The 25,375-nt window shown below is 69.3% G+C and carries 29 protein-coding genes and 2 pseudogenes; 16 read left to right on the top strand and 15 right to left on the bottom strand.

Going from position 1 to position 25,375, the window contains the following annotated elements:
- Nucleotides 1-13: 13 nt before the first annotated feature.
- Together CDO52_RS29520 and CDO52_RS16060 are read right to left on the bottom strand one after the other, a co-directional pair.
- Nucleotides 14-148 (bottom strand): annotated as a pseudogene (locus CDO52_RS29520) (polysaccharide deacetylase family protein); the annotation flags it as partial.
- 19 nt (nt 149-167) lie between these two features.
- Nucleotides 168-443 carry a polysaccharide deacetylase family protein gene (locus CDO52_RS16060; protein WP_157745600.1) on the bottom strand — a complete coding sequence of 92 codons (276 nt, stop codon included), beginning with the start codon at nt 441-443 and terminating at the stop codon, nt 168-170.
- A 104-nt stretch (nt 444-547) separates the two neighbouring features.
- Here CDO52_RS16060 and CDO52_RS16055 point away from each other — a divergent pair, with 104 nt between their 5' ends.
- From CDO52_RS16055 to CDO52_RS16045, 3 genes are read left to right on the top strand one after another with little or no spacing between them, the layout of a single operon-like run.
- A complete protein-coding gene (locus CDO52_RS16055; RefSeq protein ID WP_157745598.1) occupies nt 548-1,147 on the top strand; it encodes a hypothetical protein in 600 nt (199 codons plus the stop codon).
- Between the two features lie 3 nt (nt 1,148-1,150).
- A complete protein-coding gene (gene cseB, locus CDO52_RS16050; protein WP_017617715.1) occupies nt 1,151-1,846 on the top strand; it encodes a two-component system response regulator CseB in 696 nt (231 codons plus the stop codon).
- Nucleotides 1,843-3,099, top strand: coding sequence for an ATP-binding protein (locus CDO52_RS16045; RefSeq protein ID WP_017617714.1), 1,257 nt, complete (start codon nt 1,843-1,845; stop codon nt 3,097-3,099). The genes cseB and CDO52_RS16045 overlap by 4 nt, the downstream gene beginning before the upstream one ends.
- 64 nt (nt 3,100-3,163) lie before the next feature.
- On the opposite strand, the gene CDO52_RS16040 is transcribed toward CDO52_RS16045, so the two are convergent.
- Together CDO52_RS16040 and CDO52_RS16035 are read right to left on the bottom strand one after the other, a co-directional pair.
- Nucleotides 3,164-3,964, bottom strand: coding sequence for a maleylpyruvate isomerase family mycothiol-dependent enzyme (locus CDO52_RS16040; RefSeq protein WP_017617713.1), 801 nt, complete (start codon nt 3,962-3,964; stop codon nt 3,164-3,166).
- A gap of 124 nt (nt 3,965-4,088) precedes the next feature.
- On the bottom strand, nt 4,089-4,460 hold the full coding sequence (locus CDO52_RS16035; protein WP_017617712.1) for an ArsR/SmtB family transcription factor: 372 nt from the start codon (nt 4,458-4,460) through the stop codon (nt 4,089-4,091).
- An 80-nt stretch (nt 4,461-4,540) separates the two neighbouring features.
- Here CDO52_RS16035 and merB point away from each other — a divergent pair, with 80 nt between their 5' ends.
- The gene (gene merB / locus CDO52_RS16030; protein WP_017617711.1) at nt 4,541-5,182 is read left to right on the top strand and encodes an organomercurial lyase MerB; all 642 of its coding nucleotides are present in this window, start codon (nt 4,541-4,543) and stop codon (nt 5,180-5,182) included.
- A 102-nt stretch (nt 5,183-5,284) separates the two neighbouring features.
- Here the strand turns inward: merB and CDO52_RS16025 are convergent, their stop codons facing one another.
- Together CDO52_RS16025 and CDO52_RS16020 are read right to left on the bottom strand one after the other, a co-directional pair.
- Complete coding sequence (locus tag CDO52_RS16025; protein ID WP_017617710.1) at nt 5,285-6,169, bottom strand: haloalkane dehalogenase; 885 nt, start codon at nt 6,167-6,169, stop codon at nt 5,285-5,287.
- 161 nt (nt 6,170-6,330) lie between these two features.
- Nucleotides 6,331-7,200 (bottom strand): RNA polymerase sigma factor, encoded by an 870-nt coding sequence (locus CDO52_RS16020; RefSeq protein WP_017617709.1) that lies wholly within the window; start codon nt 7,198-7,200, stop codon nt 6,331-6,333.
- Nucleotides 7,201-7,432: 232 nt separating this feature from the next.
- On the opposite strand from CDO52_RS16020, the gene CDO52_RS16015 reads away from it, so the two are divergent.
- Complete coding sequence (locus CDO52_RS16015) at nt 7,433-7,807, top strand: ester cyclase (RefSeq protein ID WP_017617708.1); 375 nt, start codon at nt 7,433-7,435, stop codon at nt 7,805-7,807.
- 133 nt (nt 7,808-7,940) lie between these two features.
- Here CDO52_RS16015 and add read toward each other — a convergent pair whose 3' ends face one another.
- Both add and CDO52_RS16005 read right to left on the bottom strand, forming a co-directional pair.
- Nucleotides 7,941-8,951, bottom strand: a complete 1,011-nt coding sequence (add, locus tag CDO52_RS16010; RefSeq protein WP_017617707.1) for an adenosine deaminase — start codon at nt 8,949-8,951, stop codon at nt 7,941-7,943.
- A gap of 88 nt (nt 8,952-9,039) precedes the next feature.
- The gene (locus CDO52_RS16005; RefSeq protein WP_017617706.1) at nt 9,040-9,885 is read right to left on the bottom strand and encodes a class I SAM-dependent methyltransferase; all 846 of its coding nucleotides are present in this window, start codon (nt 9,883-9,885) and stop codon (nt 9,040-9,042) included.
- A gap of 211 nt (nt 9,886-10,096) precedes the next feature.
- Between CDO52_RS16005 and CDO52_RS16000 the strand changes: the two genes are divergently transcribed.
- Together CDO52_RS16000 and CDO52_RS15995 are read left to right on the top strand one after the other, a co-directional pair.
- Complete coding sequence (locus CDO52_RS16000; protein WP_026125604.1) at nt 10,097-11,101, top strand: GlxA family transcriptional regulator; 1,005 nt, start codon at nt 10,097-10,099, stop codon at nt 11,099-11,101.
- Nucleotides 11,102-11,237: 136 nt separating this feature from the next.
- A complete protein-coding gene (locus tag CDO52_RS15995) occupies nt 11,238-11,879 on the top strand; it encodes a DJ-1/PfpI family protein (RefSeq protein ID WP_017617704.1) in 642 nt (213 codons plus the stop codon).
- 35 nt (nt 11,880-11,914) lie between these two features.
- Here CDO52_RS15995 and CDO52_RS15990 read toward each other — a convergent pair whose 3' ends face one another.
- On the bottom strand, nt 11,915-12,526 hold the full coding sequence (locus CDO52_RS15990) for a hypothetical protein (RefSeq protein ID WP_017617703.1): 612 nt from the start codon (nt 12,524-12,526) through the stop codon (nt 11,915-11,917).
- Nucleotides 12,527-13,020: 494 nt separating this feature from the next.
- On the opposite strand from CDO52_RS15990, the gene CDO52_RS15985 reads away from it, so the two are divergent.
- On the top strand, nt 13,021-13,818 hold the full coding sequence (locus CDO52_RS15985) for an MOSC domain-containing protein (protein ID WP_017617702.1): 798 nt from the start codon (nt 13,021-13,023) through the stop codon (nt 13,816-13,818).
- Between the two features lie 59 nt (nt 13,819-13,877).
- Here the strand turns inward: CDO52_RS15985 and CDO52_RS15980 are convergent, their stop codons facing one another.
- A complete protein-coding gene (locus CDO52_RS15980; RefSeq protein ID WP_033299554.1) occupies nt 13,878-15,089 on the bottom strand; it encodes an FAD-dependent oxidoreductase in 1,212 nt (403 codons plus the stop codon).
- A gap of 430 nt (nt 15,090-15,519) precedes the next feature.
- Between CDO52_RS15980 and CDO52_RS15975 the strand changes: the two genes are divergently transcribed.
- The 3 genes from CDO52_RS15975 to CDO52_RS15965 all read left to right on the top strand — a co-directional run bounded on the left by CDO52_RS15975 (nt 15,520) and on the right by CDO52_RS15965 (nt 16,957).
- A complete protein-coding gene (locus tag CDO52_RS15975) occupies nt 15,520-16,011 on the top strand; it encodes a DUF6789 family protein (protein ID WP_152471537.1) in 492 nt (163 codons plus the stop codon).
- A gap of 218 nt (nt 16,012-16,229) precedes the next feature.
- Complete coding sequence (locus CDO52_RS15970; RefSeq protein WP_232524208.1) at nt 16,230-16,517, top strand: hypothetical protein; 288 nt, start codon at nt 16,230-16,232, stop codon at nt 16,515-16,517.
- A complete protein-coding gene (locus CDO52_RS15965) occupies nt 16,514-16,957 on the top strand; it encodes a MerR family transcriptional regulator (RefSeq protein WP_206539146.1) in 444 nt (147 codons plus the stop codon). The genes CDO52_RS15970 and CDO52_RS15965 overlap by 4 nt, the downstream gene beginning before the upstream one ends.
- A gap of 170 nt (nt 16,958-17,127) precedes the next feature.
- Here the strand turns inward: CDO52_RS15965 and CDO52_RS15960 are convergent, their stop codons facing one another.
- The gene (locus tag CDO52_RS15960) at nt 17,128-17,529 is read right to left on the bottom strand and encodes a cupin domain-containing protein (RefSeq protein ID WP_094932491.1); all 402 of its coding nucleotides are present in this window, start codon (nt 17,527-17,529) and stop codon (nt 17,128-17,130) included.
- 241 nt (nt 17,530-17,770) lie between these two features.
- On the opposite strand from CDO52_RS15960, the gene CDO52_RS15955 reads away from it, so the two are divergent.
- A complete protein-coding gene (locus tag CDO52_RS15955) occupies nt 17,771-18,439 on the top strand; it encodes a TetR/AcrR family transcriptional regulator (protein ID WP_017617695.1) in 669 nt (222 codons plus the stop codon).
- Between the two features lie 752 nt (nt 18,440-19,191).
- Here the strand turns inward: CDO52_RS15955 and CDO52_RS27560 are convergent.
- Complete coding sequence (locus tag CDO52_RS27560) at nt 19,192-19,677, bottom strand: hypothetical protein (protein ID WP_152471536.1); 486 nt, start codon at nt 19,675-19,677, stop codon at nt 19,192-19,194.
- A gap of 656 nt (nt 19,678-20,333) precedes the next feature.
- Here CDO52_RS27560 and CDO52_RS15945 point away from each other — a divergent pair.
- On the top strand, nt 20,334-20,513 hold the full coding sequence (locus CDO52_RS15945; RefSeq protein WP_094932490.1) for a hypothetical protein: 180 nt from the start codon (nt 20,334-20,336) through the stop codon (nt 20,511-20,513).
- Between the two features lie 56 nt (nt 20,514-20,569).
- Nucleotides 20,570-21,390, top strand: a pseudogene (locus tag CDO52_RS15940) (IS5 family transposase).
- Here the strand turns inward: CDO52_RS15940 and CDO52_RS15935 are convergent.
- The 3 genes from CDO52_RS15935 to CDO52_RS27555 all read right to left on the bottom strand — a co-directional run bounded on the left by CDO52_RS15935 (nt 21,387) and on the right by CDO52_RS27555 (nt 23,561).
- Nucleotides 21,387-21,872, bottom strand: a complete 486-nt coding sequence (locus tag CDO52_RS15935) for a DUF1062 domain-containing protein (RefSeq protein WP_017621752.1) — start codon at nt 21,870-21,872, stop codon at nt 21,387-21,389. The pseudogene CDO52_RS15940 and the gene CDO52_RS15935 overlap by 4 nt on opposite strands.
- A gap of 705 nt (nt 21,873-22,577) precedes the next feature.
- Entirely contained in the window at nt 22,578-23,288 is a 711-nt protein-coding gene (locus CDO52_RS15930) for a VOC family protein (RefSeq protein WP_017621755.1), read from the bottom strand.
- Nucleotides 23,289-23,372: 84 nt separating this feature from the next.
- The gene (locus CDO52_RS27555) at nt 23,373-23,561 is read right to left on the bottom strand and encodes a Tn3 family transposase (RefSeq protein WP_157745594.1); all 189 of its coding nucleotides are present in this window, start codon (nt 23,559-23,561) and stop codon (nt 23,373-23,375) included.
- A 159-nt stretch (nt 23,562-23,720) separates the two neighbouring features.
- On the opposite strand from CDO52_RS27555, the gene CDO52_RS15920 reads away from it, so the two are divergent.
- The gene (locus CDO52_RS15920) at nt 23,721-24,080 is read left to right on the top strand and encodes a DUF4158 domain-containing protein (RefSeq protein ID WP_094932489.1); all 360 of its coding nucleotides are present in this window, start codon (nt 23,721-23,723) and stop codon (nt 24,078-24,080) included.
- Between the two features lie 7 nt (nt 24,081-24,087).
- On the top strand, nt 24,088-25,335 hold the full coding sequence (locus CDO52_RS15915) for an aminotransferase class I/II-fold pyridoxal phosphate-dependent enzyme (protein ID WP_017621757.1): 1,248 nt from the start codon (nt 24,088-24,090) through the stop codon (nt 25,333-25,335).
- Nucleotides 25,336-25,375 lie beyond the last annotated feature (40 nt).

The following is a 25,375-nucleotide window of genomic DNA, read 5'->3' as shown; positions in this document are numbered from 1 at the left end:
GGGGCGCAGCCGATCACCCGGGGCGAATTGAATCCGGCCGTTGAAGAATCTCGGCGCTCCAGTGCACGACGTGCGTCGCGCCGCATTCCGCGACGGCGCGCAGCGTGTCATCGTCGAAACTGCCATACGGCGGGCGCAACAGCGTGGGGCGGCGGCCGAACTCCCCCTCATAGGTGCCGGAGGTCGCGCGTCTGGCGACGCTGCTCTGTGGCCGACTGGCTCGTCAGATCGGGATGGTCGAGCGTGTGGTTCTCGATCTGCGCCCCGGTCTCATCGCGCAGGCGGCGGAAGAAGTCGGCGTCGTCGATGTTGCGGGGCGCCGCGGTTGGGGAGGGCTGGGCCGAGGATGGGGGTGTGCACGCGGCGAGCGCGGACACGAGGGCCACGAAAAGTGCGCTCATCCCCCACAGCCGGGTCGTCATCGATTCTCTTCCATGCGCCATGAAAGGCACACTAGGGACGGAAATTATCGGCTCTCCTGAGCCATCGTTGCGGAATTCCCGCAGCAACCCATCGGTTGTGTAACAGCCGACGTAGCGGCTGTAGCATGACGAAAGTGAATGTCAGGAGGGCACCCGCCATAACGGCGGCGGGGGTCGTGTGCACGCTGTCCATTGTCAGCGGCTGCGGCGTGGTCGATACCGGTGTGCGGGTTACGGGGAAAAGCGGTGACGCGACGGCGAGCCCGACCCCGGAGTCGAGTGTCAGCCCTGGCCGGCGCGAGGCCCCCAGCGTCGACGCGGTCGCGGTGCTGCGTGCGGACCCTGGGGTGAACCAGGACATCAAGGACCTCATCGCCCAACCCTGTTCCGGCGACGGGTACGGCGATGGTTGGTTCCCGGTGTACACCAGCTACGCGACCCTCACCGGAACCGATGTGCGGGTCGCGATCATCAATGTGCAGGGGTGCGCCGACGTGGTGGCGTGCCCTGGTGTCCGCGCCAGCTACGTCTACCGGCTCTGGGAGGACCGCACCAAGCGCGTCTACACCTCCGAGGAGGCGCTGAGCGAGGTCAGCGCCACGGGCGGCCAGCTGTCTGTGCAGCGTCCGATCTGGCAGCCGAACGACCCCTCGTCCTGCCCGAGCGGCGGGGACATGGTCCCGTTGCGCTGGGACGGCAGCAAGCTCGTGGCGGCCGGTGAGTGAGAGGTGAACGTGGCACAGACGCACGTGCTGTTCGTCGAAGACGACGACGTCATCCGCGAGACGACCCAGCTCAGCCTGGAGCGCGACGGGTTCCGGGTCACGGTTGCGGCCGACGGTCGGGCGGGGATGGAGGAGTTTCTCGCGTCGCGGCCCGACGTGGCGCTGCTCGATGTGATGCTGCCGGGGATGAACGGGGTCAGCCTGTGCCGCCGTATCCGCGAGGAGAGCCTCATCCCGGTGATCATGCTCTCCGCGCGCGACGACCCGGTCGACATCGTCGTCGGCTTGGAGGCCGGCGCCGACGACTACGTCACCAAACCCTTCGACAGCGCCGTGCTGACCGCGCGCATCCGCGCGGTGCTGCGCCGCACCGAAGGCCGCCGCCCCGACACCGGGTCCGACAACGGGGCGCTGCGGTTCGGGGACGTGGAGATCGACCCGGACGGCGTGCGGGTGCTGCGCGGCGGCGAGGTCGTCGCGCTCACGCCCACCGAGATGCGGCTGCTGCTGCGCTTCGCCGACTCGCCGGGCACCGTGCTCAGCCGCGACATCCTGCTGGAGAGCGTCTGGGACTACGCGTGGGGCGGCGACAGCCGCGTCGTCGACGTGCACGTCCAGCGGCTGCGCAACAAGATCGGCGCCGAGCGCATCGCGACCGTCCGCGGGTTCGGCTACAAGCTCGTCGGTCCGGACCGGTGAGCCTCCGTTGGAAGATCACCGCGACGGTCACGCTGGTGAGCGTGCTCGTCGCGGTCGCGCTGAGCCTGACCGTGCACCTCGCCTACGCCTACCGGCTGGCCGACGAGGCCCGCAAGATACAGCAGGAGCGGATCGAACTGGCGCTGCGCGAGTACAGCCGCACCGGGCAGCCCACGCTCGGCAGTCGCCTGGACCCTCCGGACCTCCCCGAGCAGCTGCGGGCGGCGGTCGAGGGCGGCTACACCGCGACGCTGCTGGAGGACACGGGCGACGGCGCCTACATCTGGGCGGCGGCCTCCGTCTCGGAACGGCAGATCCTCTCGCTGCGTACCCCCTACGATCCGCAGCTCAGTGCCCTGGCCTCGCTGGATCGGGTCCTGGTGATGGGTGCCCTGACCGTTGTCGCCCTGGGCGCCGGGGCGGGGGTCGTCATCGGGGCTCAGCTGTCGGTCCGACTCCGCCGCGCCGCTGTCGCCGCGGGGCGCGTCGCCGATGGGGATCGCAGCACGCGCGTGAGCGCGGCGATCGGTTCGGGGTCGCGTGATGAGGCCGCGGAGCTGGCGCACGCGATCGACGCGATGGCCGACGCCCTGCAGAGCCGGATCGAGGCCGAGCGCCGGGTCACCGCCGACATCGCCCACGAACTGCGCACGCCGCTGACCGGCCTGACGACGGCGGCCGAGCTCCTTCCGCCGGGCCGCCCGGCCGAACTGGTCCGCGACCGGGTGCGGGTGCTGCGCGCCCTGGTCGAGGACGTGTTGGAGGTGGCCCGGCTGGACACGGCGACCGAGCGCGCCGAGATGTCCGAGGTCGCCCTCGGCGCCTTCACCACCCGCCGCGCCGCCCCCTATGCGCCCGAGGTCGAGGTGCACGTGCTCACCGACGCGGTCGTCGACACCGACCCCCGACGCCTGGAGCGCATCCTCGTCAACCTGATCACCAACGCGCTCAAGCACGGCGCCCCACCGGTCGCCGTCGAGGTCGACGGCGCGCGGATCGGGGTCCGCGACCACGGTTCGGGCTTCCCCGACGAGCTGGTGTCGGAGGGGCCGAGCCGCTTCCGCAAGTGGCCCGGTGGCTCCGGCGGACACGGCCTGGGCCTCACCATCGCCCTGGGCCAGGCCAACGTGCTGGGGGCACGCCTCACCTTCGCCAACCCCGCCGACGGGGGCGCCCTGGCCACCGTGGACCTGGCCCCGGACGAGCACCCCACGGTGCCCCAGGGCGAGGAGCGCTCCCGAACGCGGCCCTAGCGCGCTGCCGCGGCGATGCCCGCACGACCGGTGCCCGCGGGCTGTTCGCCGCAGGCAGCCGCGCTCATTCCTTATCCTCTGCCTCCAGCCAGAAGCCGGACCGCTGGCGCCAGAGGTCGAACAGCGACGCATCGCCGAGGATGTCGACGGTCCCGTTGCGGGTCGGCCGCCCGTAGATCAGCATCAGCAGGTCGGTCAGCGGGCCGCGCACCGCGACGGCGGCCTTCGCGTGGGCGCGACGCCAGGTGGGGGCGGGGCCGGTGAGGTCGACCAGCCACTCCGCCGCTGCCTGCGGGGCGGTGTCGGTGGCGTGCACGTGGAGCGTGCGACCCGGGCCGAGCAGGTCAGGCACCCCCGGCTTGGATGCGAAGGCCTCCGGCCTCGTTCCGAATCCCATCCACTCGTCCACGGCGTCGAGGGCGACCTCCTCGCCGACGCTGAACTCCGCGCCGACGGCGAGGGCCACGTCGGCCCGGTGAACGACCGTCTCGTGCGTCATTCGTCGGGCCCAGAAGGCGGCGGAGCGGTCCTCGACCACGGTCCACACCACCGCGTCGGGACCCGCGGCGCGCAGGGTCTGCGCAAGGCGCGCGGCGCCCTCGGCGAGCCAGGCGTCCAGGACGATCGGGTCCTCATCAGTGACGTCGGCGACCTGGGCGTCACAGGCGGGTTCGGTCGCCCGGGCCGCCACGGTCGTTTCGACCCGGCGGTGCGCGTCGCCGAGGTGGCGCAGCAGCTGCCCGAGGTTCCACTCCGGACAGGACGGGACCGGCGCCGCCATGTCCGCGCCTGGGATCAGCGTCCTCAGGAGGTCGGTCTGGGCGACGATTTCGGCGCAGCAGCGGTCGAAGGAGAGGTTCGTCATGGCGTCACGGTACTGAGGCGACGCGGCCCCCGGGCCGCGGGGTGGCCGCTTGTGGATCGCGGGTAGCGGCGATGCGCCGCCCCTCAGGCGCACGGCCGGTTGGGGGCGGCGGGGCGGATGGTGGTCAACGGCGGCTGTCAGGGATGCGGGGGCAGCAGTCCAGCGCGGCGGCGTTGTCTACGGCCAGCGACCGGGCCAGCACGACCAGGTCCGCCACCCTTGGGTCGCCGACCGAGTAGCGCAGCTTGCGGCCGTCGCGCCGGGCGGCCACGTAACCGCAGTCCACCAGGCAGGAGAGGTGGACCGACACCCGCGGCTGGGAGATCCCGACGTGCTCGACGCACTCGGCCGCCGTGCGCTCACCGGCCATGATGAACTCCAGGAGCTTGAGTCGGGTGGGGTCGGCCAGGGCACGGAAGAACCGGGCCGTGGTGTTCAGGTGCGTGCACGGAGCCGGTGCGGCTTCGTTGGCGGTGGGGGCCGGGCTGTGCGGCATCGCTGGCCTCCCTCGACTGGAATTATTCGCCCATCCGCATAATATGGAGTCGTTGACCTACACGCCAAACGGGGCCCGCCATGGATACCGACACGAGCCGGTTCATCACCCGCGTCACCGAGGCCGTCCGCACCGCTCCGGGCGTGGGCTTCGCGCTCCTGCGTCCTCTGCTGTCGCTCCTGGTCGCGGGCGAACCGGTCACCATCGCCCAGCTCGCCACCGCCGTCGGACACAGTGAGGACGAGATCCGCACGGCGCTGGCCGACCTACCCGACACCGAGTACGACGCCCAGGGCCGCATCATCGGCTACGGCCTGACCTTCAATCCCACGCCGCACCGCTACGAGACGCGCGGCCGCACGTTCTACACCTGGTGCGCGATGGACACGCTCGTCTTTCCCGCCATCTTGGGGGAGAGCGCGCGGGTCACCTCCCCGTGCCAGGCCACTGGCGAGCCCGTCCGTCTCACCGCGACCCCGGACGGCCCCACCGACGTGGAACCCGCCACCGCCGTGGTCTCACTCGTCACGCCCGACCACGCGACCTCGGTCCGCACCTCGTTCTGCAACCAGAGCCACTTCTTCACCAGCGCCAAGGCCGCCAAGAACTGGCTCGCTGACCACTCCGACGCGCGGGTCCTGCCCATCGCCGAGGCCTACGACGCCGGACGGCCGATCATGGCGGAACTCCTCGCCGCAAGCCCGTCGAGGAAGTGCTGCTGAGCGACCACCGGCCCGCGGCACAGCCGACAGGGCACCGCTGTAGGGGGTATGGCGTCGCACCTGGCGTGGGCGTCCCCCACAGCGGAACCAGCGGCGGACCGGTCAGCGCGTCTTCGCGCCGCCTCGGTCAAGGGTGTCGATCCAGTGGGTCAGCGCCGCCCCGATCTCCTGGGGCGAGTCCTCCTGGATGCAGTGCAGCCCCTTGACGGTCACCTCGGTCTGGTTTTTCCAGGTCCGGGCGAACTCTCGGTCCTCGCCGATCAGGGCCATGCCCGGTTCGGCGTTGACGAACAACTTCGGGATGTCGGTCTGGGCCATGAACGCCGAGTACTGGGAGACGATGGAGTGGACGTCGGCGGGGTCCCCATCGATGGGGACCTCACGCGGCCACGTGAGGGTCGGTCGACGGTCCTCGCCCGGAGTGGCGAAGGGACGCCGATACTCCGCGGACTCCTCCTCCGTCAGTGTCCGCATGATGCCCGCGGGCAAGAACCCCTCCACGAATGAGTTCTGCTCGAGGATGAGCTCTTCGCCCGTGCCCCCGCGCCATGCACGGAAGTACTCGGCGGTGTCACCGAACGCCTCCCACGAGAAGGGACGGACGATGGACTCCATGTAGGCGATGCCGGCCACGGATTCCGGGTGACGCCTGGCCCAGTCGAATCCCAGAGCCGACCCCCAGTCGTGAACGACGAGAACAACGTCGTCGACCACGCCCAACCTTTCCAGGAGAGCGTCGAGGTATGCGCTTTGCTCAACAAAGCGGTAGCGCCCGTCACCGGTTCCATCGAGCTTGCCGGAGTCACCCATGCCGATGAGGTCCGGGGCGATCACACGCCCCTGGTCGGCCACGGCGGGGACGATGTTGCGCCACAGGTAGGACGACGTCGGGTTCCCGTGCAGGAAGACGATGGGCGCTCCCTCACCTGTCTCAACGTAGGCCATCGTGCTTTCGCGGACTGCGACGGTGTTCTTCCTGTAATTCATGGCGACTACTTCCTTTTCCATTTCTCGGGGATCGCTGATCGCGGTCGGCGGCTGGGCATGGCGCAGCCAGCCGCCCTGGTGCGGGGCAGCAATTGGCAGATGATGTGGGCAGGATCGGGCAAGGGGGCGGCGGGACCCGGTCGGGGTCGAACAGGGACGGTTCAGCGCGTCGGAGCGCTGCCCGTGGCGGCGGACGTGCCCGGATCGAACAGCTTGTGAACGAACGTGGCGAGGTCAACCGTGGACCGAGTGTCCGGATGCGATCGGTAGAGGGCGCCAGCCCGGTCGGCCTCCTCCAAACGCCGGATTTCGCGCAGCACCTCGGGGAACTGGCGGGCCTGCTCCTTCGAGGAGGCGAACACCAGGTCGTGGGGGTCGACGCAGCCGCGTTCGACCGCCACGGGCACCCGCAATCGACACCGACAGGCGTTCCGCCGGTCGATGAGCCCGCACCGCGCCCGCATCAGGTCGGTGATCCTCGTCCGCGACCTCTGCAGACGCTTACGGAACGCCGCTGCGGAGATGTCCAGGATCGCCGCACCAGTGGCATGGTCCAGCTCCATGATCTCGCCGAGGATGTAGGCCATCCGATGGCCGCGGTCCAGGCACAGCAGCATGGCCAGCGTGCAGCCAATCTTGACCTCCTCCAGCAGTAGGCGATCGGCCACGTGGGCACTCGTCGCCTCCGCGGGCGTGGACGGCACGCGTGACAGCTCCTCGTCGAACTCCGCCAAGCTCAGGGCGCGGCGTTCACCCTGGCTGCGGGCCAAGGACAAGAACTTGTTGGTCGCCACGCGATAGACCCAGGTGGAAAAGGCGCTCTCGCCGTTGAACCGGTCGAGGCGGGTCACCACCTGCACAAGGGCTTCCTGGGTAGCGTCCTCGGCGTCGCGGGGATCACCGAAGAAGCGCACCGCGAGCCGGTACAGCTCGGGTTGAATGCCACGGACCAGCCGCTCTAGCGCCTCGGCCTCGCCGTCGGTGGCTGCCGCCACGTTGTCGATGTGCCGGTCCCCTGAAGATTCCCGCATTGTTCGTCCTTGCTCTCGGTCGCCCGCGCAGTGCCCCATTCGCTCAAGCCCTACACCTGGTTAGACGCTGCGTTCCCCTCTCGTGTGACCGCACCCCTGGAGAAGTTTTCCGCCCGGCGCATCGCCGCTGAAGATCCAGGGAACCCCGACGTGCCCTCACGCTCCTTGGCTTGCCCCTGCGGTGAGGGCCGTCCCATGGCTGGGGGTGGCTGTTGGTCTCCTGCGAACGCGCGTGATTGACTTCCTGGTCATGGCTCAAACATCAATACACGACCTCTACCGGCGCTGGATCGACGACGTGTGGAACGGCTCGCCGGAAGCCGTAAAAGACCTGGTGGGGGACGATTTCGTGGGGCACTGGCCGGACCAGGACGTCCATGGTCCCACGGAGCTGGCCGAGCGGATCGGCCGAACTCAGGCCATGTTCACCGACCTGCGCTTCGAGTTGCAGGTAGGGCCCTTCGTGGAGGAGAACCTGGTCGCGGGGCGCTGGACAGGACGTGGGCGAACCTCCGATGGCGAGATGAGCTTCTTCGGGAACGACATCCTGCTCGTTCGCGATGGCCGTTTCGTCGAATACTGGGTTGCGTCGAGCGCGGGCAGCTGAGCGGGACGGTCCGTTGCCGGACCTGGCAGCGCCCGTCAGGTCATAGTCGGTCAGCATGCGGCTTCCGCCCCGGCGGCGATCGCCGCCGGGGCGGAAGCGTTGATCATCCCCCGAACCGCCCCGCCCTGTTGTGTCAACCGGATGATGCCGCGAGCCATTCATCGGTGAGCCGGTGCAGCCGCGCCTTGGTCGGCGCGGGGGCGAAGGAGGCGTCGATCCCGGCTCGGGAGAGCTCGGCGATGGTGGGGTCGTTATAGCCGTACACCTCCCGCAGAGCGGTGAACTCCCGCGTCAGGTCGGTGCCGACGATGGCGGGGATATCGGTGTTCACCGTGACGATGACGCCGGCCTCGCGTAGCCGGGGGAGCGGGTGGTCGCCCAGGGACGGGGCGAAGCCGAGGGCAGTGTTGGACGACGGGCACACCTCCAGGGGGAGCTGCCGGTCGCGGACCTCCGCGACGAGGTCGTCATCGTCGAGTACTCGGATGCCGTGCCCGAGACGCTCGGTGCGGCCGATCCCGATGGCCTCGCGGATGCTGGCTGGGCCGCAGGCTTCGCCGGCGTGGTGGACGATGTGCAGTCCAGAGTCCCGTGCCTCGTCGATGACCTCGGCAAAGGGGGCGAGGGAGTAGCTCTCCTCACCGGCCATGCCGAGGCCGACCACACCGCCTCCGTCGCCGTTGGCGGTGTAGCGCGTGGCGAGATCGAGGGTGCGCCGGGCGCGTTCCACGGACCGGCGTCGGGAGTGATCGAGGATGACGCGGCATTCGATGCCATGGGCCGCCCGCCCCTCGGCCAATCCCTGGAGAACCGCTTCCAGGGGCATCTCCGGTCGGCCGAGCCGTTCGCCGTGCGCGGCGGCGGTGAAGGTGACTTCGGCATAGCGCGTCCCCTGGGCAGCCTCGTCCGCGCAGAATTCCCGGGCGATGCGCGCGAAGTCCTCGTATCGACGCAGGCAGCCCCGCACGAGCGCGTTGTGGTCGGCGAACTGGCGGAAGCCGTTGAAGGCGAGGCGCCCGTCTCCGGGGAGATCGGGGATCTCCACTCCGTTTCCCGCGGCGATCTCGCGGAGGGTCGTCCACCTGACGGTGCTCTCCAGGTGGACATGCAGGTGGGCCTTGGGCAGGTGGGCCAGATCTCGCATGAGCGAGAGTGTAGGGAGTCGTCGACCGCGATCACCACGTCTTTTCGCCTACCCCGCCCCCTCCCTTCCGTCCCGAGGAGGAGCCGGGTCAACGTGTCGCCGTGGCCGCGGCGGCGCGAGCCGTCACAAGGTAGTAATCGACCCAGCCCGCCCGGTAGGCGTGCAGCCAGTTGCGGCCCCAGCTGTCCCGGTACTCGGTCTGGTCCATCCAGGTGTCGAAGCCTCGCCAGACGTGGTCACCGATGGACTCTGTGCGTACGTCGCTGAAGCCCGCGGCGGTGAGGTCGGCGGTGAAGGAGTCCACCGGCTGCACGGCGTCGACGCCGTCGCGCACGGTCTCGATCAACTCGGCCAGGTGCGCTGGCCCCTGGTCGTCAGGGGTGAAGAAGGTCGTCAGCGCGAACCGCCCGCCCGGGCGCAGTACCCGGTGCGCCTCACGGGCGAAGGTGGCGAGGTCGGAGAAGTGCTGGGCGGCCTCCACGGAGTAGATACCGGTGAAGGAGGCGTCGGGCCAGGGCAGGTCGAGGGCCGACCCCTGGTGGTAGAACAGGCATTTGGGGTAGGTGTGCAGCTCTTCGGCGTTCATGCGTTCGGCTCGGGTGAGCTGGTCGGCTGACAGGTCCAGGCCGTGGACCTCAGCGGGACCGAACTCGCGGACGACGAGCGCGGTTCCCACTCCGATCCCGCACCCGGCCTCCAGCAGGATGTCGTCGGGGCGGACGTCGAGCTGGTCGACGACCACCCGGTACAGGTCCTCCTGGCTGCGGGTGCGCTGGTCCACGGTGATGGGTTCGCCGGTGGCGAGGACGTCGTCGGCCCAGTACCCGAAGTTGATGAAGTTTCCCGAGAACAGAGAGAACGAGCTCAGGTCCTCGGAACCGTACATGGAGGCGAGCAGGGCGCCGCGTTCCTCGGAGGGGCTGGTCTCGGACATGGCGGTGGCGTCCTCTCCGCGTCGGTACCGGGCGCACGGTGTGGCCCCACAATCGATCACACATTGGCCTGCCCCTGCCAGCCCACGGGAAAACGGCTGGCCAACGCCTCGGGGCGGCCGGATGTGGACGCCCGTCTGTCGGCAGAGCATGGCGGAAATGGTGGGGAAATCGTCCTTGTGGCCATCCAGCGGACCCGTCATGATCAGGGGCATGGCAAGTCGAACCGTGCTGATCCCGGTGTTCGACGATCTCCAATCGCTGGACGTGATCGGCCCATTGGAAGTCTTCGACACCGCGAACCGTGTCGCGGGGGACGACAGCCGGACCTCCACCGGCACCGCTGCCGTGCACCGCACACACGCCAGCTACGACGTCGTCACCGCATCTGTGGACGGTGGGGCGGTACGCAGTTACAGCGGGCTCTCCATGGTTCCGACCACGTCGCTCGACCAGGTCAGGGAGTTCGACACTCTTGTGGTGCCCGGCGGGACGGGGACGCGCTCGCCCGCCCCGGTCCTGGTGGCGTGGCTGCGTGCCAACGCTCCACGCGCCCGCCGCGTGACCTCGGTGTGCACGGGAGCGTTCCTCCTCGCCGAAGCCGGGCTGCTGGCGGGGCGCAGGGCCACCACCCACTGGTCCCAGTGCGCCACGCTCGCCAAGCGTTTCCCGGACATCACTGTCGACCCCGACCCCATCTTCGTACGGGACGGGCGCATCGCCACGTCGGCGGGTGTCACCGCCGGAATCGATCTGTCGCTCGCCCTGGTGGAGGAGGACCTGGGCCGGGCGACGGCACTGGCCACCGCCCGCTATCTCGTCGTCTACCTCCGCCGTCCCGGCAACCAGGCCCAGTTCAGCGCCCACCTCGCCGCCCAGACCGCCGCACGCGAACCACTGCGGGAACTCCAGCACTGGATCGCCGGGAACCTTCACGCGGATCTGTCCGTGGAGGCGCTGGCCGCGCGTGTGCAACTGTCGCCGCGCCAGTTCGCCCGCGTGTTCACTGCGGAGGTCGGGGTCACCCCCGGCCGCTACGTCGACCAGATCCGTTTGGAGACGGCGCGGCGTCTGCTGGAGGACAGCGATGACGGGGTTGAGCGCACCGCACACGCGTGTGGCTACGGAACACCCGAGGCGATGCGGCGGGCGTTCATCCGTGGGCTTGGCACCTCGCCCGCCGAATACCGTCGCCGATTCCGGCCCGCGGCCCACTGACCGCGCGGACCACGACCGCAGCCGTGTTGCGGGGCCCTTCATGCCACCGGCGCCCAAGGTAGGGCCACATCAATGACACCGACGATCGAACCAGCCTGAGCTCACCCCCCAGGACCGAAAGGGACGGACTTCCACCATGCGTATCGCCATCCTTCTCTACAACGGAATCGCCGCACTCGACGCGATCGGCCCCTATGAGGTCCTCAGCCGCCTTCCCGGAGCAGAAGTGATTCACGTCGGAGAGCGCCGCGGAGAAGTGCGCACCAGCGCCGGCAGCCTCGGCCTCACCGTGGACGCCGAACTCGCGGACGTGCCTGCCCCCGACATCATCGTCGTTCCGGGTGGTCCCGGTCAGGCCGACCTGATGCGCGAGGGTCCGGTGCACGAGTGGCTGCGCGCTGCCGACACCACTAGCACCTGGACCACCGCGGTGTGCACGGGCTCGCTCATCGTGGCGGCGGCCGGGCTCCTCCGTGGACGGCGCGCCACCTCCCACTGGCTCGCGCTGGGGAATCTGCGCGCGTTGGGCGCGGTGCCGTGCGAGGAGCGGGTCGTGTTCGACGGGAAGTACGTCACCGCCGCCGGAGTGTCGTCCGGGATCGACATGGCACTGGCCCTGGCCGGGCGCATTGTCGGCGACAAGGCCGCCCAGGAGATCCAGCTCATGATCGAGTACGACCCGCAGCCGCCGTATTCGGCGGGGTCACCTGCGACCGCATCGGCCGACGCCGTCGCGGCCCTGCGTGCCCGCAGCCGGTTCGCCACCCGGCCGCGGTAAGCGGACGGCGCACGGCAACGGTCATCCGCACGATGTCACGGCGGCTCGTCCCGATCGATGATGATGCGTCGGGCGAGCTGGCGGTCGCACTCTTCGGACAGGTCGGGATAGCAGGCGGCGATGGCCGCATAGATGCGGCGGCGCAGCAGCAACTCGGCCTGAACGCGGCCGACCCGGCCACGGAGATCCGCCAGGAGTGAGTCGTAGGGCGTGCGGGCGTGGCGCAGGTAGTTGACCTCCCAGCGGTGCCGGACCGCGGTGGGAACATCCTCCACCCGGGCCGGGAACGGGAAGAGGCCGGGGTCCTCGGCGTCGGAGTCGACCCGACGGTTGCGGTGGGCCACCGCACGTTCGGCCAGCAGTCGTCGATCCATGTCGGGGACATCGATCGGTGCCGCGCGGATCATCTCCAGGGTCGCATCGCGCCGCCGTTGGGCGTTGTGCCGTGCGGCGGCGGCCCTGCGGGCCGCCTGCTCCGCGCGCCGCGTGAAGTCGGAACCGGCCTCGGCGTCCTCGACCCGCGAGACGCGGTACAGCGCCATCGGCGCGCCCGAGCGGAAGATTGGGTTGGGCCGCGTGTGGTCAGGCTCGCCGAGCAGGTCACGGATCATCGCCGGCGACCAGCCGCGCTGGCGGAGGTCGGGCACGCTGAGAGAACCTGAGGGGGTGTGTCCGTGGGTGGGGGAGGGCCGGGAGGAGGACGACGAAACTGAGGAGGCGGGCGGGGCCGTAGGAGGAGAAGTATGCATTGTGCGAAAGCACCCCTTCGTCACCAGCGGGCGGATGGAGTAGACATAGGCGCTGCGTGCTCGGCACCGCTCCGCTGCTCGACGCCCCCGCGTGGGACGGGTTCCCATGGTGCTTCCTCGACGCTGCCACCACGCTAGAGGGACAGCTCCGCGCGCTTCCAGCCACATCGTTTCCCTGTGGAAAAGCCGCCCCATTCCGGCATGCGCTCTGCGTGGGCTGTGTCGACCCCCTCCAGCGCGCAAGCTGACGAAGTTCTGTCAGAAGCACGCGCCTGCCCTGGCCTGCACCCCGCGCCGCGGCTACCGTCCGATAGGGGATTCGCGGGCGCCGCGGGGCCGCTGCGCGGCTCGGTCGTCCCGCCCGATACACCTGTGGGCCCGGGGGAGAAGCAATGGTCGTCGTCCGCGAGCTGAATGTCTTTCCGCTCAAGAGCATGGGCGGAAACTCGCTGACCACCGCTGAGGTGACCGCCACCGGACTGCTCCACGACCGCGAATTCATGCTGATCCGCCCGGACCGACGGCACATATCGCAGCGCGAGGTGCCCGAGCTCGCGCTCCTACGGCCCGACTACGACGGCGTGAAGCTCACTGTGCACGCGGCGCACGCCGCGCTCCCCCTCGTCCATGTGCCCGTGGACGGACCGGCCATGGAGGTGACCGTGCACGGGCGGCCCTGCCGGGGCATCGATCAGGGTGACGCTGCGGCCGCGTGGTTCTCCGATGCGCTGGGCTGCCCCTGCCGCCTCGTCCGGTTCACCGGCGAACGCCGCACCCTGCGCAATGACGGCTCACTGCGGTTCGCGGACGGCTATCCGCTGTCGGTCCTGTCCCGTGAGTCCTTGGACGATCTGAACCGGCGTGCCGGCAGTCGGTTGCCGATGCACCGCTTTCGACCCAACATCGTGCTGGAAGGCCTCGGGGCCTACGGTGAGGACACGGTGTCCACATTGCGCATCGGCACCGTCGAGATCGACCTGGCCCGCCCCTGCGCCCGCTGCGTGATCATCAACATCGACCAGGATTCGGCTCGCAAATCCCCCGAGCCCCTGCGCGCCCTGGCCAGCTACCGCACACAGGACTTCGACGGCGGTCGCGAGATCATGTTCGGTCGCCTCGGAGTCCCCCGCGCCCCGGGGGTGATCGCGGTGGGGGACACGGTCCAGACGTCGACGATCGACGCGGGATGACGTCAGCGGTCTACGGCCGTTGATCGCGACGGAGACCGCCATCCCCGCTGGCCGCAGACTCAGAGCCGGTCGCTGACCCCTCGGACCAGCATCTCGAACGACCTGGTTGCCAGGCGGCTGGAGATGGAAGCAGAGGCCGCGCGCAGTGCGGCCTCCCCCTGGAACAGGGTTCGCGGCCCGGAGGTCGCGAGGCTCCGGGTGGCCACCGAAGAGGCCAGCATGGCCTGCCGCCGACGGCTCTTCCCATAGGAGCGCAGAGCTGTGGTCAGATCCTGACCGGCATCCGGACCACCGGCCGCATCTAGACCCGACGGCCGATCGATGCCCTCGAGGCCGCGCAGCAGCGCCGCGATGTCCTCCAACGCTTGGCCGGCGCCCTGAGCCAGGGTGGGCGGCATCGCGTGCACCGCGTCGCCGACCAGGACGCACCGGCCGCGCCCCCAGCGGCGGGGGACCCGATGCCGGTGGTGCGGGAAGAATTCGATGTCCTCCTTTGACAGCGCCGCCAGCAGCTCGGGCACGGGCGAGCCCCACGCCCCGTACTGTCGGCGCAGGGCGGGCAGCGCACGCTCCGGAGGGTCGAAGCCGTCGCGCGGCCGCCACGGGACGTCGATGAACCACTGCAGCAGCCCGTTACCGGCAGGGTTCAGTCCGACATCCCCTGTGCGCCCGATGAACAGCAGGGCGCGGGACCCCAGCTCAACGGGCGCCGGGATCAGACCCTGCCAGACAGCCGTACCGGTGAACAGCGCGCCCCTGCCGACACTGGAACCCCTACCCGAGCCGAAGAGCGCCGCGCGCACCTGGGAGCGCACGCCGTCGGCGCCGATGAGCAGGTCGCCGGAGTACTCAGCGCCGTCCTCGGTCGCGACCCGCACGGAGCGCCCGTCGTCGTGCAGGCGGGCGAAGCGAGCGCTGAACTGCACGGTTCCCTCCGGCAGCCCCTCGGCGATTCGGCGCAGCAGGGACCGGCGGGGGAGGACCACCACCGGAGCACCGAGCCGAGCCTCCAGTCGTTCGGCGTCGACCGCCATCACCGGGTGCCCACGGGCGCTCCGGACATCGACGGCGCTGATGCGCTGCCCCGCGCCGTCGAGCCGTACGCCCAGATCGTTGAGGACGGCGGTGCCGTTGTTCCAGAGCAGGAGCCCGCAGCCGCCGTCGCGCAGGGCGGGTGCGCGTTCGAGCACGGTCACCTCATGCCCGGCGGCGAGCAAACCCCGGGCAGCCGCCAGCCCTGCGATCCCGGCCCCCACGATCAGAACACGCATGATCACGTCCTCTACAGCTTGTAGTACTACTTTCCGTAGTACTACAAGGGAGGGGGTGCTGGGCAAGGATTCGGCCAGATCCGGCCATGGTTGGCGAGCACGGACGTCCGGCCCCTCCCGTAGGGGCGAGCTCACCGCACGCGACAGGCCCAGTCTTTCAACGAGTTCCAACGGCGGCTGGACGAACGCGGCTCCCCCGCTGTCGGGCTTGATGCCCACGACCGCGAGGAGGGAGGTCGCCCACCCGCTCGGCGATCGACGAGTGACGGTCGGCGGTCCGCCAAGAAGAGGACGCGCGTAGAAAGTGACTGTCAACGGGGGCTCCACACTTGCAACCTGTACCTAGGTACAGGCCTAACGTCGCAATCGAGGGAACTGCGACAGCCGGGCCCTCGTGCGCGCGCCCAGGACGACAGACAGAGAGGCCATCGTGACCACAGAACAAAACACGACGACCAGCCCGAGGCGGGTGCTTGATCGGCAGCGACTGGTGGCCGGCATCGGCTGGGGCGCCCTGGCGACGGTGGCGATGAGCGTGCCGATGCTGGCTGCGACAGCGACCGGCATCTCACCGATGCCCAAGCCGGTCCCGATGGCGCTGGTATCCCACGGCCTGGGGGCCGTGCCGGAGCCCGGGGCGGTCGCACTGGCGGCCACCGCCCACCTGGCCTACGGCGCGGCGGCCGGAGCGCTTCTCGCCGGGCTGTTCCGCCGGGTGACGGTGCTGATCGGTGTCGCCTACGCGACTGTACTGTGGGCGCTGATGGGGCTGGTGTGGCTGCCCTACCTGGGGTGGGGGCCGTTCGGCACCGCCGAGACCCCGAAGATCGCGATCGCCACACTGGTCCTGCACGTGGTCTACGGGGCAACGCTAGGCCTGCTGCTCGACCGGTCCCAGAGCGATGGAGGAGGCCGTCGATGAACGACCATAAAGCGCGCGCCTCGGGCGGGAACACCCGTTTCCCCGTATCAGAGGAGAAGGAGGCCGCGTGCGGCCCGGCGTGCGTGACCGCGGGGGCCTGCGCCTGCGGAGCGGGCGATGGCGACGCTGCCCGGGCTGGGGCAGCCGTAGCGGCCCCGAACAGGAGTGACCGATCGGCGCAGACGGTGTGGGCACCGGCAGAATGCACGCTGGATGTGGTGCAGCTGCCCGACCGGATTGCGCAGTTCGATGCACTGTTCGCCGATGCGGTGCGCGCCGTGGCCCGACTGGAGCCGACCCGGCTGCGGCTGGTCGTGGATATCGGATACGGGGCCGCGGCCTGGGACCTGGCCGCGCGGGAAAGCGGCTGCTGCTCGTTCTTCACCTTCGCCTTCACCCGCCACGCGGATCGGCTGCACTGGGAGATGACCGTGCCGCCGACGCAGAAGACGGTGCTCGATGCGCTAGCCGCACGGGCCTCCGCCGCGCTGGAGCAATCGCCGTGAGCAGGCCGCCGATGCGCACTGGGCAGGTCGCCGAGGCGGCCGGAGTGAACCTCCAGACACTGCGCTACTACGAGCGCCGCGGACTGCTGGCCGAGCCGCAACGGTCAAACGGCGGCCACCGGCTCTATCCGCCGGAGACGGTCGCCGTACTGCGGGTCATCAAGGCGGCCCAGCGGCTCGGCTTCACATTGAACGAGGTTGCCGACCTGCTGGAGGCCGGCACTCACCATCACGGCCGCCCCCGAGCCGGGCTGCGCGAGCGCGCGCACGAAAAGCTCGCCGAGGTCGAGGCGAAGATTGCCGACCTCACCATCATCCGTCAGGCGCTGACCGAAGCGCTGGCGGCGGGCTGCGATGACCTGACCGCCTGCGCCCACAGTTCCTGTTGCCCGCTGCCGTTCGCTGGTCTCGCCGGAACTAACCGCCAGGCTGCCCCCTGACCGTGACCCCCACCCCACTGCCACCCGGACACCGCCGGACCTCCGGGGCCGTGGAACGCGCCGCACCCCGCGAGCTGCCCGACGAGCGCGCCCGTATGCACACCGCGGCCCAGGACTCCGATCCCCTGCTCGGCGTGGCCCGGCAGCGCATCTGCCGGGCCATAGTCCGGTCAGCGAGTGTCAGTGCGCTTTTCGAGGCGGGTGCCGTGGCGAAGGGTGATCGACACCAGGTCGCTGGGAGCGTCCAGCTCCAGGCGGTGCCAGCGACCACGGGGAACGATCACGGCGCTGCCTGCCCGCAACTGCACCATGTCCTCCCCGCCACCGGGCCTGGTGGCACGGAAGCAGAGGCGGACGCCGCCGGTCAAGCAGCACACCGCTTCCTCGGCCTCCGGGTGCATCTCCCAATAGTCAGCGTGAACGTCGGCGTCGGTCTCCACGTGGAATGTCGCGATCTGCCAGGCGCCGGAATCGCTGCTCGTCATGCGCCGTTCGGCGGCTCGGACATCGCCGTCGGGGTGGATGTGCAGCGCCGAGGCGAACAGGTCGATGGATGAGATGGGGGTCGTCATGACGGCGTTCCTTCCAGTCGGTTCCTTGCGGGGGCGGCGGGTCGCCGGGCCGGTGTTTCGGCCCGGCGGGGGGCAACACGCCGATCGCCACGACCACCGCGAGAACGAAGAGGGCGGCGGCGAGCTGGGCGACGGCCACCGCCGCCAGCACCACTCCGGGGTGCCCTCGTGAATTTTTATACATGTAAGGAAAGTACTGTTAGGGGAACGCCGTTGTCGACACCTGGGGGATGATGAGGGCATGCCGCAACCGTCCACATCGCGCAAAACCCTCGGCCGACCTCCCCGCATCTCCCGTGAGGAGGTTGTCGAGACGGCCCGCCGGATCGTGGACGCAGAAGGCGTGGACCGGCTGACCATGCGACGGCTGGCCACAGAGATCGGCAGTACGCCGATGGCGCTCTACCACCACGTCCGCAACAAGGAAGAACTGCTCGTCCTGCTGCTGGACGACCACGCCGCGCGGACCCTGCACCGACCCGAACTGCCCGCCCAGCCTCGCGAGCGGATCATCGTCGCCGCTGCCGCGATCCACGAGGCGCTCGCCGCCTGCCCCTGGATCGTGGAGGTGCTGACCGCCGATGACCTGATGTCCACGTCCGCACTATGGTTCGTCGAGCAGATCGTCGACGGCCTGGTCGAATGCGGCCTGCCCCCCGAGCGGGCCGTGCACGGTTACCGCACGATTTGGTACTACACCGCCGGAGAGATCGTGGTCCGGGCGACAGCGGCCCGGCGGCGCGCAGACGATGACCGTGCGACCTTCCGGGAGCGAGTCTTCGCCGATCTCGACCCGGACGAGCTACCCCGCTTGGCGCAGGTCGCGGACCAGTGGGCGCCGCTGACCGCCGAGGACACCTACGTGGATGGCCTCCGAGCCCTGGTGGATGGCCTCCTCACCACCCGCTGAGGGGTCGTCGCCGACGATGTGCGCCTGGCCGCTGACCGGACACTCCCAACCTGGAGCTCAGACGGCTCTAGGTTCTGTTTCTTGAATCGGCGGGTGGAGCGGAGCTCAGCCTGGCAGGCTCGGTGAGCGTGTCGGGCCGTTTCGACCTCACCGATGCCGAGTGGGCCCTGCTCGCCCCGCTTACGCCCGCCAAACCCCCAAAGGCGGCCAATGGGCCGACCACCGCCGCGTCATCAACGCCATCCTGTTCCGAACCCGCACCGGGATATCCTCTGGCACGACCTGCCCGAACGCTACAGCCCCTGGGAGACCGCGGCCGGGCGCCACCGCCGCTGGTGCCTGGACGGCACCTGGCAGCGCATCGACTCCACCAGCGTGCGCGCCCACTCCCATGCCGCGGGGGCTGCGAAAAAGGGGACACGGCGCGGGACGAACCGGATGGACCGGAAACACTCGGACGCTCCCCGGGCGGGCTGACCACCAAGATCCACCAGCTCGCCGAGCAGCACCGGCGGTCACTGGCCATCGCGGCCCGCCCCAGCCGGCTGTCGGGGGACAAGGTCTCCTCCTCAGCGGCGATCGGGGCCCAGCTGCGCAGGCACAAGATCAAGGCGACCATCGCCCAGCCGGCCGACCGGGGAGCGACCCCGGCCGGATTCGGAAACGCTATTCCGGTCGCCGCGGCGACGCCGTCAAGTCCCCCGGCGAAACCGCCCCGATGGAGGACGGGGGCAGCGCCGCGGCGCACAGGACTACCCGCAGTTCCCCCAACTGCCGCGGCCCCCCTGGGCCTTGGTCCCGCCTGTGCTGCCCTTTCCGCTGCGGATTATGCCGCGGTATTTGACGCACTTTCCTGCGGCCGCGGCTGTGGCGGCGGCGTAGTGGGAGAGGTTGCCCCGGTTCCAGTACGTTCCACCGTCCTGGGTGTACAGAGTGGCGTCGGTCCATGTCGAGGTCCCATGGAGCGAACCGGTCTTGCGCGTGATGACGCAGTTCTGCCTGTATTCATTGCTCCACAGCAGGTACACAGTCCCGTATCTGGTGCCCGACGACGTTTTGACTGGTGAGGAGTCCAGGGTGCTGTAGCCCCCGCTGATCCAGGCGCAGCCCGCGGGAGCGCGGACCGCCTGCCCGACCGTGTGGGCCGAGGCGGGGCTCGCCGAGACCAGTAGGCCAGCGGTGAGGACGGAAACGATCATGGCGACGCGCGGAAAGGCGCGGCGGTTTCGACTGGACATTGTTCCCTCCGCTTTCTGTGACCGAATTCGGGTGATGGCGATGTTGCGGGCGCGGAACGCCGCATAACCGGCGCAACCTTACTGCCGCGCACGCGAAGGGGAACATGAATCGGCCGCTGCTGGTCATTCCCTCCCCGGGCGGTCTCTTCTCTCTTCTCGAACAGCGGCACATCGCGCACCACGCCTCCGCGTGGAACGGCGGGGAACCGGCGCGCGACTCCGGTGGTCCGCCGCGCGGGCGGTCGGCTGCGAAAACGCCGACGGGTTCCGGACGCCGATGGGGAGAGTAGTGATGGTACGGGGGCAGACAAGATAATCCTGAAAGGGGCAACGGGCTGGTCAGAGGCCTCGGAGCTCGCTGAGTCGTGATGATCTGCGCAGTTCTGGTTGTGATTCGGTGAACTGCCGGAGACGCCCTTTTCGTCCTCGTTACAGCGTCGGGGCAGAGGAACAAGCGAGCGGCATCCGGCGCTAAGGGCGTCGCCCCTGCTCGTAACTTCTGGGGCATGCCAGCTGAATTCCTCACCGATGAGCAAGCGGCCCGCTATTGGCCGCTATGCCGAGCTGCCCTCGCGCGCTCACCTGGACCGCTTCTTCCGCCTCGATGAAGCCGACCGGGAACTGATCGCACCCAAACGGCGCGACGCATCACCGAGATGGCCCGCTCCGCGCCCACCGTGGTCGTCCAGGGCGACTCCATGCCGCCGGAGCCGCCGCTGGACGAGGCGTATTTCGCACGGATGCTTGAGGGGATCGCGCGCCGCGGCTACATCCCCGCTAGGGCCTGTTTTTTGAATCGGCGGGTGGAGTGGGGCTCGCGCTGGCAATCTTGGTGAGCGTGTCCGGCCGTCATGAACTCACCGATGCCGAGTGGGCCCTGCTCGCCCCGCTCATGCCCGACAACCCGCCCAAAGGCGGCCAATGGGCCGACCACCGCCGCGTCATCAACGCCGTGCTGTTCCGAACCCGCACCGGGATCCCCTGGCGTGACCTGCCCGAACGCTACGGCCCCTGGGAGACCGCGGCCGGGCGCCACCGCCGCTGGTGCCTGGACGGCACCTGGCAAAGGATCGCCGACCGGCTGCGCATCGACGCCGCCACCGGAGAAGACCTGGTGGTCGGCATCGACTCCACCAGCGTGCGCGCCCACTCCCACGCCGCCGGAGCCGCGAAAAAGGGGAAGCGGTACGGGACGAAGCGGACGGCTCGGAAGCACTGGGACGTTCCCGGGCGGGCTGACCACCAAGATCCACCTGATCGCCGACCAGCGCAGGCGGCCGCTGGTGACCGCGACCAGCCCGGCCAGCGCGGTGACGCGCCCATGTTCGAGCCGCTGATGGTCGCCCTGCACCTGCCCCGCTCGGTCGGGCGCCCCCGGACCAGGCCCGACCGGCTGCTCGCGGACAAGGCCTACTCCTCAGCGGCGATCCGCTCCCACCTGAGCAGGCGCGGTATCAAGGCGACCATTGCCCAGCCCGCCGACCAGCGGGCCAATCGCAGGCGCAGGGATCGGCGGGCGGTCGGCCCCCGGCTTTCGACCGGGGTGCCTACCGCGGCCGCAACACTGTAGAACGGGCGATCAACCTGCTCAAGCAGAACCGGGCCGTGGCCACCAGGTACGACAAGCGCGCCGCGATCTACGACGGGACCGTCCAGCTCGCCTCGATACGGATCTGGCTACGCGACCTCACCCGTTCGAAAAACACTGCCTAGTCCCCGGCCATCACGGTAAAGGTGAACCCGGCGCTCGTCGGACGGCGCAGCGGAATGTCGCACTTGATCCGGCGCAGCACCTCGTTCCTGCTGAGGCCGAGCCCGTGCGCGATGAGCCGCTCCGGGCGCACCGACGCCGGATCCTCGAAGACGACCTCCAGCTGGACCGGCCACGCCTCGTCGAGCCATGCCGACGGGATGTCCAGCCGCCAGGCCCCCTTCCAGTCCACGGTGAAGCGGTTACGCCGGGCGAGTAGCGGATCCAGCAGCGTGGACGCCACCAGCTCCGGATCGCTGGTGTGGTAGCCGTCGAGCTTGGCCGGATCGAAGGATCTGACCGGCGCTCGCTCGTGCACGGTGAGCTTGCGCGTCCGATCGCAGGACACGCAGCGGACCAGCAGCCACACGTCCAGCAGTTTGCCGTTGGCGTTGACGCGGAACCTGCCCTCGCCGGTGGTGGCCGACTCCGACCGGCAGTCCACGCACCGCAACGACAGCAGAGGGAGCCTGGTCCGACGAATGACCCAGGGCAGCACAGTATGAGGTTTTGAAGACATGATCTCTCTAGACCTGACACAAGACCGATTGCGCGCGGCCTCAAACGCTGCATGACCGGGCACACACGGGCAGCCCGGCAGAGCCGACCTGAGGGTCGGCTTGGAGGTGAGCGGAAGAAGGCGTCAGGTCTAAAGAGCAGGCGGGGTCACGCGGTTTGTCCTCTGTCCTCACTGCGACGGGGGCCGCAGGCAACCTACGGGAACGCGGTGGGAAGGCTCAAAGGGTTTTCCGGCGGCGGTAGTCCCTGTCGCTAACTCAGGTGTTGTCATGGTGGGGGAAGGCCCCTTCTCCTTCCTCGCACTGGCCGTCGTCGACAGGCTCCCGATGGCGCTGATCTTGGTCGGCGCGTGGAAGACCGGCGCGACCTGACTGCCCGCGATCGCGCGACGGGCCCCGATCACAGCCAGCGCGGTCGGGGCCGTCACACATCGCCTTTCGCTAGCAGCGTCCGTCGGCTAGCGCCGCGAGCCCCTCAACCAACCAGATCGTTTTCACCGCAGGTCGTGGCTATATCCGACCGAAACTTCGTCAGTGCTACCGGGGCTCCTCGTGCCGAAGGCGATGATGTCGTCGAGGCCCGGCTGGCAGCCATCGCTGGTGGTCACGGTGAGGGTCGGCAAGGCTCCGCGTCAGAGCGGGGTGAGGACGCAGAACTCGTTGCCCTCCGGGTCGGCGAGGACCGTCCACGGCACGTCGTCCTGGCCGACGTCGATATCGGTGGCGCCGAGATCCCGCAACCGGGCTACCTCCGCCGCTTGATCGTCACCGGGGTACGGCCGGAGGTCGAGATGGACGCGGTTCTTCACGGTCTTCACGTCGGGCGTGCGGAGGAACTCGAGATACGGGCCGACGCCCTTGGCGGAGCGCAGCACCGCGTGATCGTCGGTCACCTCGTGCAGGGTCCAGTCCATCGCTTCGCCCCAGAACCGGGCCATGGCCCGCGGATCAGCGCAGTCGACCGCCACCGCGGCCATCGGCCCGGTGTCCCGGTAGATCGATCGAGGCTCCAACACGCAGAACTCGTTGCCCTCCGGGTCGGCGAGGACCGTCCACGGCACGTCGCCCTGGCCCACGTCGGCGAACGTCGCGCCGAGATCCTTAAGGCGCGCGACCAGCTCCGCCTGATGAGCCACAGAAGTGGTAGCGAGGTCGACGTGCACACGATTCTTCACCGTTTTGGGTTCCGGGACGCGAAGGACGTCGATGCAGAGGGCGACGGGGTCGGGATAGACGAAGCCCTCAGGTTCCAGGTTGGTCACGCCGGGTTCCTCGCTGGAAATACTCCAGCCGAGCACCTCCGCCCAGAACCGGCCGAGCGCGGAGTCATCCTGAGCATTCATTGCAATCTGAATAAGCCGCAACGTCATGCCGCTGATCCTATGCCCGCGAGGATGAGGAACCGTGAGGAACCGCACGCCTTCGGCTCAATCGGCAGCACCGGGCAGGTCGGGGACTTCGCCGAGCTGCCGAAGGCCTTGGGCGGGTGCGGAGGCGGTGATGTCGTAGCGGCTCAGGAAATTGATGTGGGCGTGGCCGAGCGGACTGAGGCGGGCGACATCCCCGTCCTTGACCGGGACGCCCTCGGCGCGGAGCTGGTCGACGGCAGCTGACAAGTAGAGGCCCGCCACTCCTGTAGCTACGGCGAGAGGAAAAGTAACCGGCTAGTGGCTTTCGGGGATCCTCGCTGGGTCACAGATCGTGCGAATTCGCAAGTATTGGCAACCGTTCCGGCCAAGCTGGCTCATATCGATTCAGCACGACACAGAGCGAGCATGCGGCAGAGGTGGACTCCGGAGGAACTCGACGAGCACTGGTCGCTGAAGCCCAGCGACCGCAAACTCCTCGGCAACAAGAGCGGCGCGACCCGGCTCGGGTTCGCTCTGATCTTGAAGTTCTTCCAGCTCGAAAAATATTTCCCCACCTGCGGCGAGGAGATCCCCGATCCAGCCGTCGCCCACATTGCCGCTCAGGTCGAGGTGGAAACGGCAATGTTCGGCAAAGTACCCGTGGGGGACGCGGGCGGAGCGTTACCATCGCGACCAGATCCGCCGGACCTACGGCACGCGCGGGCCCAGTATTCAGCCAACCATCCCCTCATTTTTGGACTTCCGTTCTCCGCGACCATGCAATGAGGAGCACATGGACCTGTTCGCCAAGTTCGTGGAATCCACCAGCAATCCGATCGCGGACCTCTCCCGCAGCATCCACGGCACGGCGGCTTTCCCCAGACTGACAGGGAACATCGGCAGCCGGATGACGTACAAGGGCGTGCCGCAGGTGGTGTGGAGCCTCAACAACTACCTCGGACTCGCCGACGACCCCCAAGTCCGTGCCCTCGACATCGAGTTCGTTGACCGGTACGGCCTGTCCGCGCCGATGGGCTCGCGGATGATGTCCGGCGATACCGAAGACCTCGAGGCCTTCGAGACCGAACTGGCGGACTTCTGCCGCAAACCTGCCGCGCTGTTCCTGAACTACGGTTACCAGGGCATGGTTTCGCTGATCGACGCGCTGCTGACCCGGCAAGACTGGCTGGTGTACGACAGCGGCAGCCACGCGTGCATCCTGGATGGCGTACGGATGCACAACGGGCGCGCGAGGGGCTTCCGGCACAACGACGTTGAGCGCCTGGCCGGCGTGCTCGCCCGGATCGAGCGCGAGCGCGCGCCGGACGAGGCGGTGCTCGTGGTGACCGAAGGCGTCTTCGGCATGTCCGGAGCCGTCGCACCGCTGCGCGACATCGTCGCACTCAAGCAGCGCTACGACTTTCGGCTGCTGGTCGACGACGCGCACGGCTTCGGCGTCATGGGCCCCACCGGTCGCGGTACGGGCGAGGCGCAGGACGCTCACGACGGCATCGACCTGTATTTCGCCACCTTCGCCAAAGCCGGCGCGAGTATCGGCGCGTTCGTCGCATCCAGCGCCGAGGTGGTGTGGCGACTCCGCTACACGATGCGGTCGCAGATCTTCGCGAAGAGTGTGCCGTGGCCGATCGTGGCGAGCAACCGGGTGCGGCTGGACCTCATCCGATCCCGGCCGCAGCCGCGCCAGCGCTGCTGGTCGATCGCGGAAGCCCTGCAAACGGGGCTGCGCGAGCGGGGCCTGGAAGTACGAGGAACGGCCAGCCCCATCACACCCGTCTACCTGGCGATGACCGCCGCGCAGGCGGGCGAGTTCGTGGAAACGATGCGCCTGCGACACGGCGTGTTCTGTTCCGCGGTCTCGTACCCGGTCGTGCCACCGGACGTGGTGCAGCTGCGCCTGGTGCCGACCGCCGCTCATGAACCGGCCGACGTGGACGAGACGCTCGAGGCGATCCCGGCCGCGTATGCGGCAATGACCGGGCGACCGGCGCCCACCCCTGCGGCCCCGCCGACCGTGGAGTGACGGGCCGACAGGGTAAGGGCTCATGCGAAGTGCTGTCCAC

The organism is Nocardiopsis gilva YIM 90087 (assembly GCF_002263495.1).
GTDB classification, from domain to species: Bacteria; Actinomycetota; Actinomycetes; order Streptosporangiales; family Streptosporangiaceae; genus Nocardiopsis_C; species Nocardiopsis_C gilva.
Note: the sequence above shows the minus strand (reverse complement) of the source record. Positions and strands in the feature narration are given on the sequence as shown.

What these genes read in the sequence shown, in the direction of transcription:
- CDO52_RS16060 (WP_157745600.1), bottom strand. Translation starts at nt 443, where the DNA reads ATGGCGCATGGAAGAGAATCGATGACGACCCGGCTGTGGGGGATGAGC.
- CDO52_RS16055 (WP_157745598.1), top strand. Translation starts at nt 548, where the DNA reads ATGACGAAAGTGAATGTCAGGAGGGCACCCGCCATAACGGCGGCGGGG.
- CDO52_RS16040 (WP_017617713.1), bottom strand. Translation starts at nt 3,964, where the DNA reads ATGACGAACCTCTCCTTCGACCGCTGCTGCGCCGAAATCGTCGCCCAG.
- CDO52_RS16035 (WP_017617712.1), bottom strand. Translation starts at nt 4,460, where the DNA reads ATGCCGCACAGCCCGGCCCCCACCGCCAACGAAGCCGCACCGGCTCCG.
- merB (WP_017617711.1), top strand. Translation starts at nt 4,541, where the DNA reads ATGGATACCGACACGAGCCGGTTCATCACCCGCGTCACCGAGGCCGTC.
- CDO52_RS16025 (WP_017617710.1), bottom strand. Translation starts at nt 6,169, where the DNA reads ATGAATTACAGGAAGAACACCGTCGCAGTCCGCGAAAGCACGATGGCC.
- CDO52_RS16020 (WP_017617709.1), bottom strand. Translation starts at nt 7,200, where the DNA reads ATGCGGGAATCTTCAGGGGACCGGCACATCGACAACGTGGCGGCAGCC.
- add (WP_017617707.1), bottom strand. Translation starts at nt 8,951, where the DNA reads ATGCGAGATCTGGCCCACCTGCCCAAGGCCCACCTGCATGTCCACCTG.
- CDO52_RS16005 (WP_017617706.1), bottom strand. Translation starts at nt 9,885, where the DNA reads ATGTCCGAGACCAGCCCCTCCGAGGAACGCGGCGCCCTGCTCGCCTCC.
- CDO52_RS16000 (WP_026125604.1), top strand. Translation starts at nt 10,097, where the DNA reads ATGGCAAGTCGAACCGTGCTGATCCCGGTGTTCGACGATCTCCAATCG.
- CDO52_RS15995 (WP_017617704.1), top strand. Translation starts at nt 11,238, where the DNA reads ATGCGTATCGCCATCCTTCTCTACAACGGAATCGCCGCACTCGACGCG.
- CDO52_RS15985 (WP_017617702.1), top strand. Translation starts at nt 13,021, where the DNA reads ATGGTCGTCGTCCGCGAGCTGAATGTCTTTCCGCTCAAGAGCATGGGC.
- CDO52_RS15980 (WP_033299554.1), bottom strand. Translation starts at nt 15,089, where the DNA reads ATGCGTGTTCTGATCGTGGGGGCCGGGATCGCAGGGCTGGCGGCTGCC.
- CDO52_RS15960 (WP_094932491.1), bottom strand. Translation starts at nt 17,529, where the DNA reads ATGACGACCCCCATCTCATCCATCGACCTGTTCGCCTCGGCGCTGCAC.
- CDO52_RS15955 (WP_017617695.1), top strand. Translation starts at nt 17,771, where the DNA reads ATGCCGCAACCGTCCACATCGCGCAAAACCCTCGGCCGACCTCCCCGC.
- CDO52_RS27560 (WP_152471536.1), bottom strand. Translation starts at nt 19,677, where the DNA reads ATGTCCAGTCGAAACCGCCGCGCCTTTCCGCGCGTCGCCATGATCGTT.
- CDO52_RS15945 (WP_094932490.1), top strand. Translation starts at nt 20,334, where the DNA reads ATGGCCCGCTCCGCGCCCACCGTGGTCGTCCAGGGCGACTCCATGCCG.
- CDO52_RS15930 (WP_017621755.1), bottom strand. Translation starts at nt 23,288, where the DNA reads ATGAATGCTCAGGATGACTCCGCGCTCGGCCGGTTCTGGGCGGAGGTG.
- CDO52_RS15920 (WP_094932489.1), top strand. Translation starts at nt 23,721, where the DNA reads ATGCGGCAGAGGTGGACTCCGGAGGAACTCGACGAGCACTGGTCGCTG.
- CDO52_RS15915 (WP_017621757.1), top strand. Translation starts at nt 24,088, where the DNA reads ATGGACCTGTTCGCCAAGTTCGTGGAATCCACCAGCAATCCGATCGCG.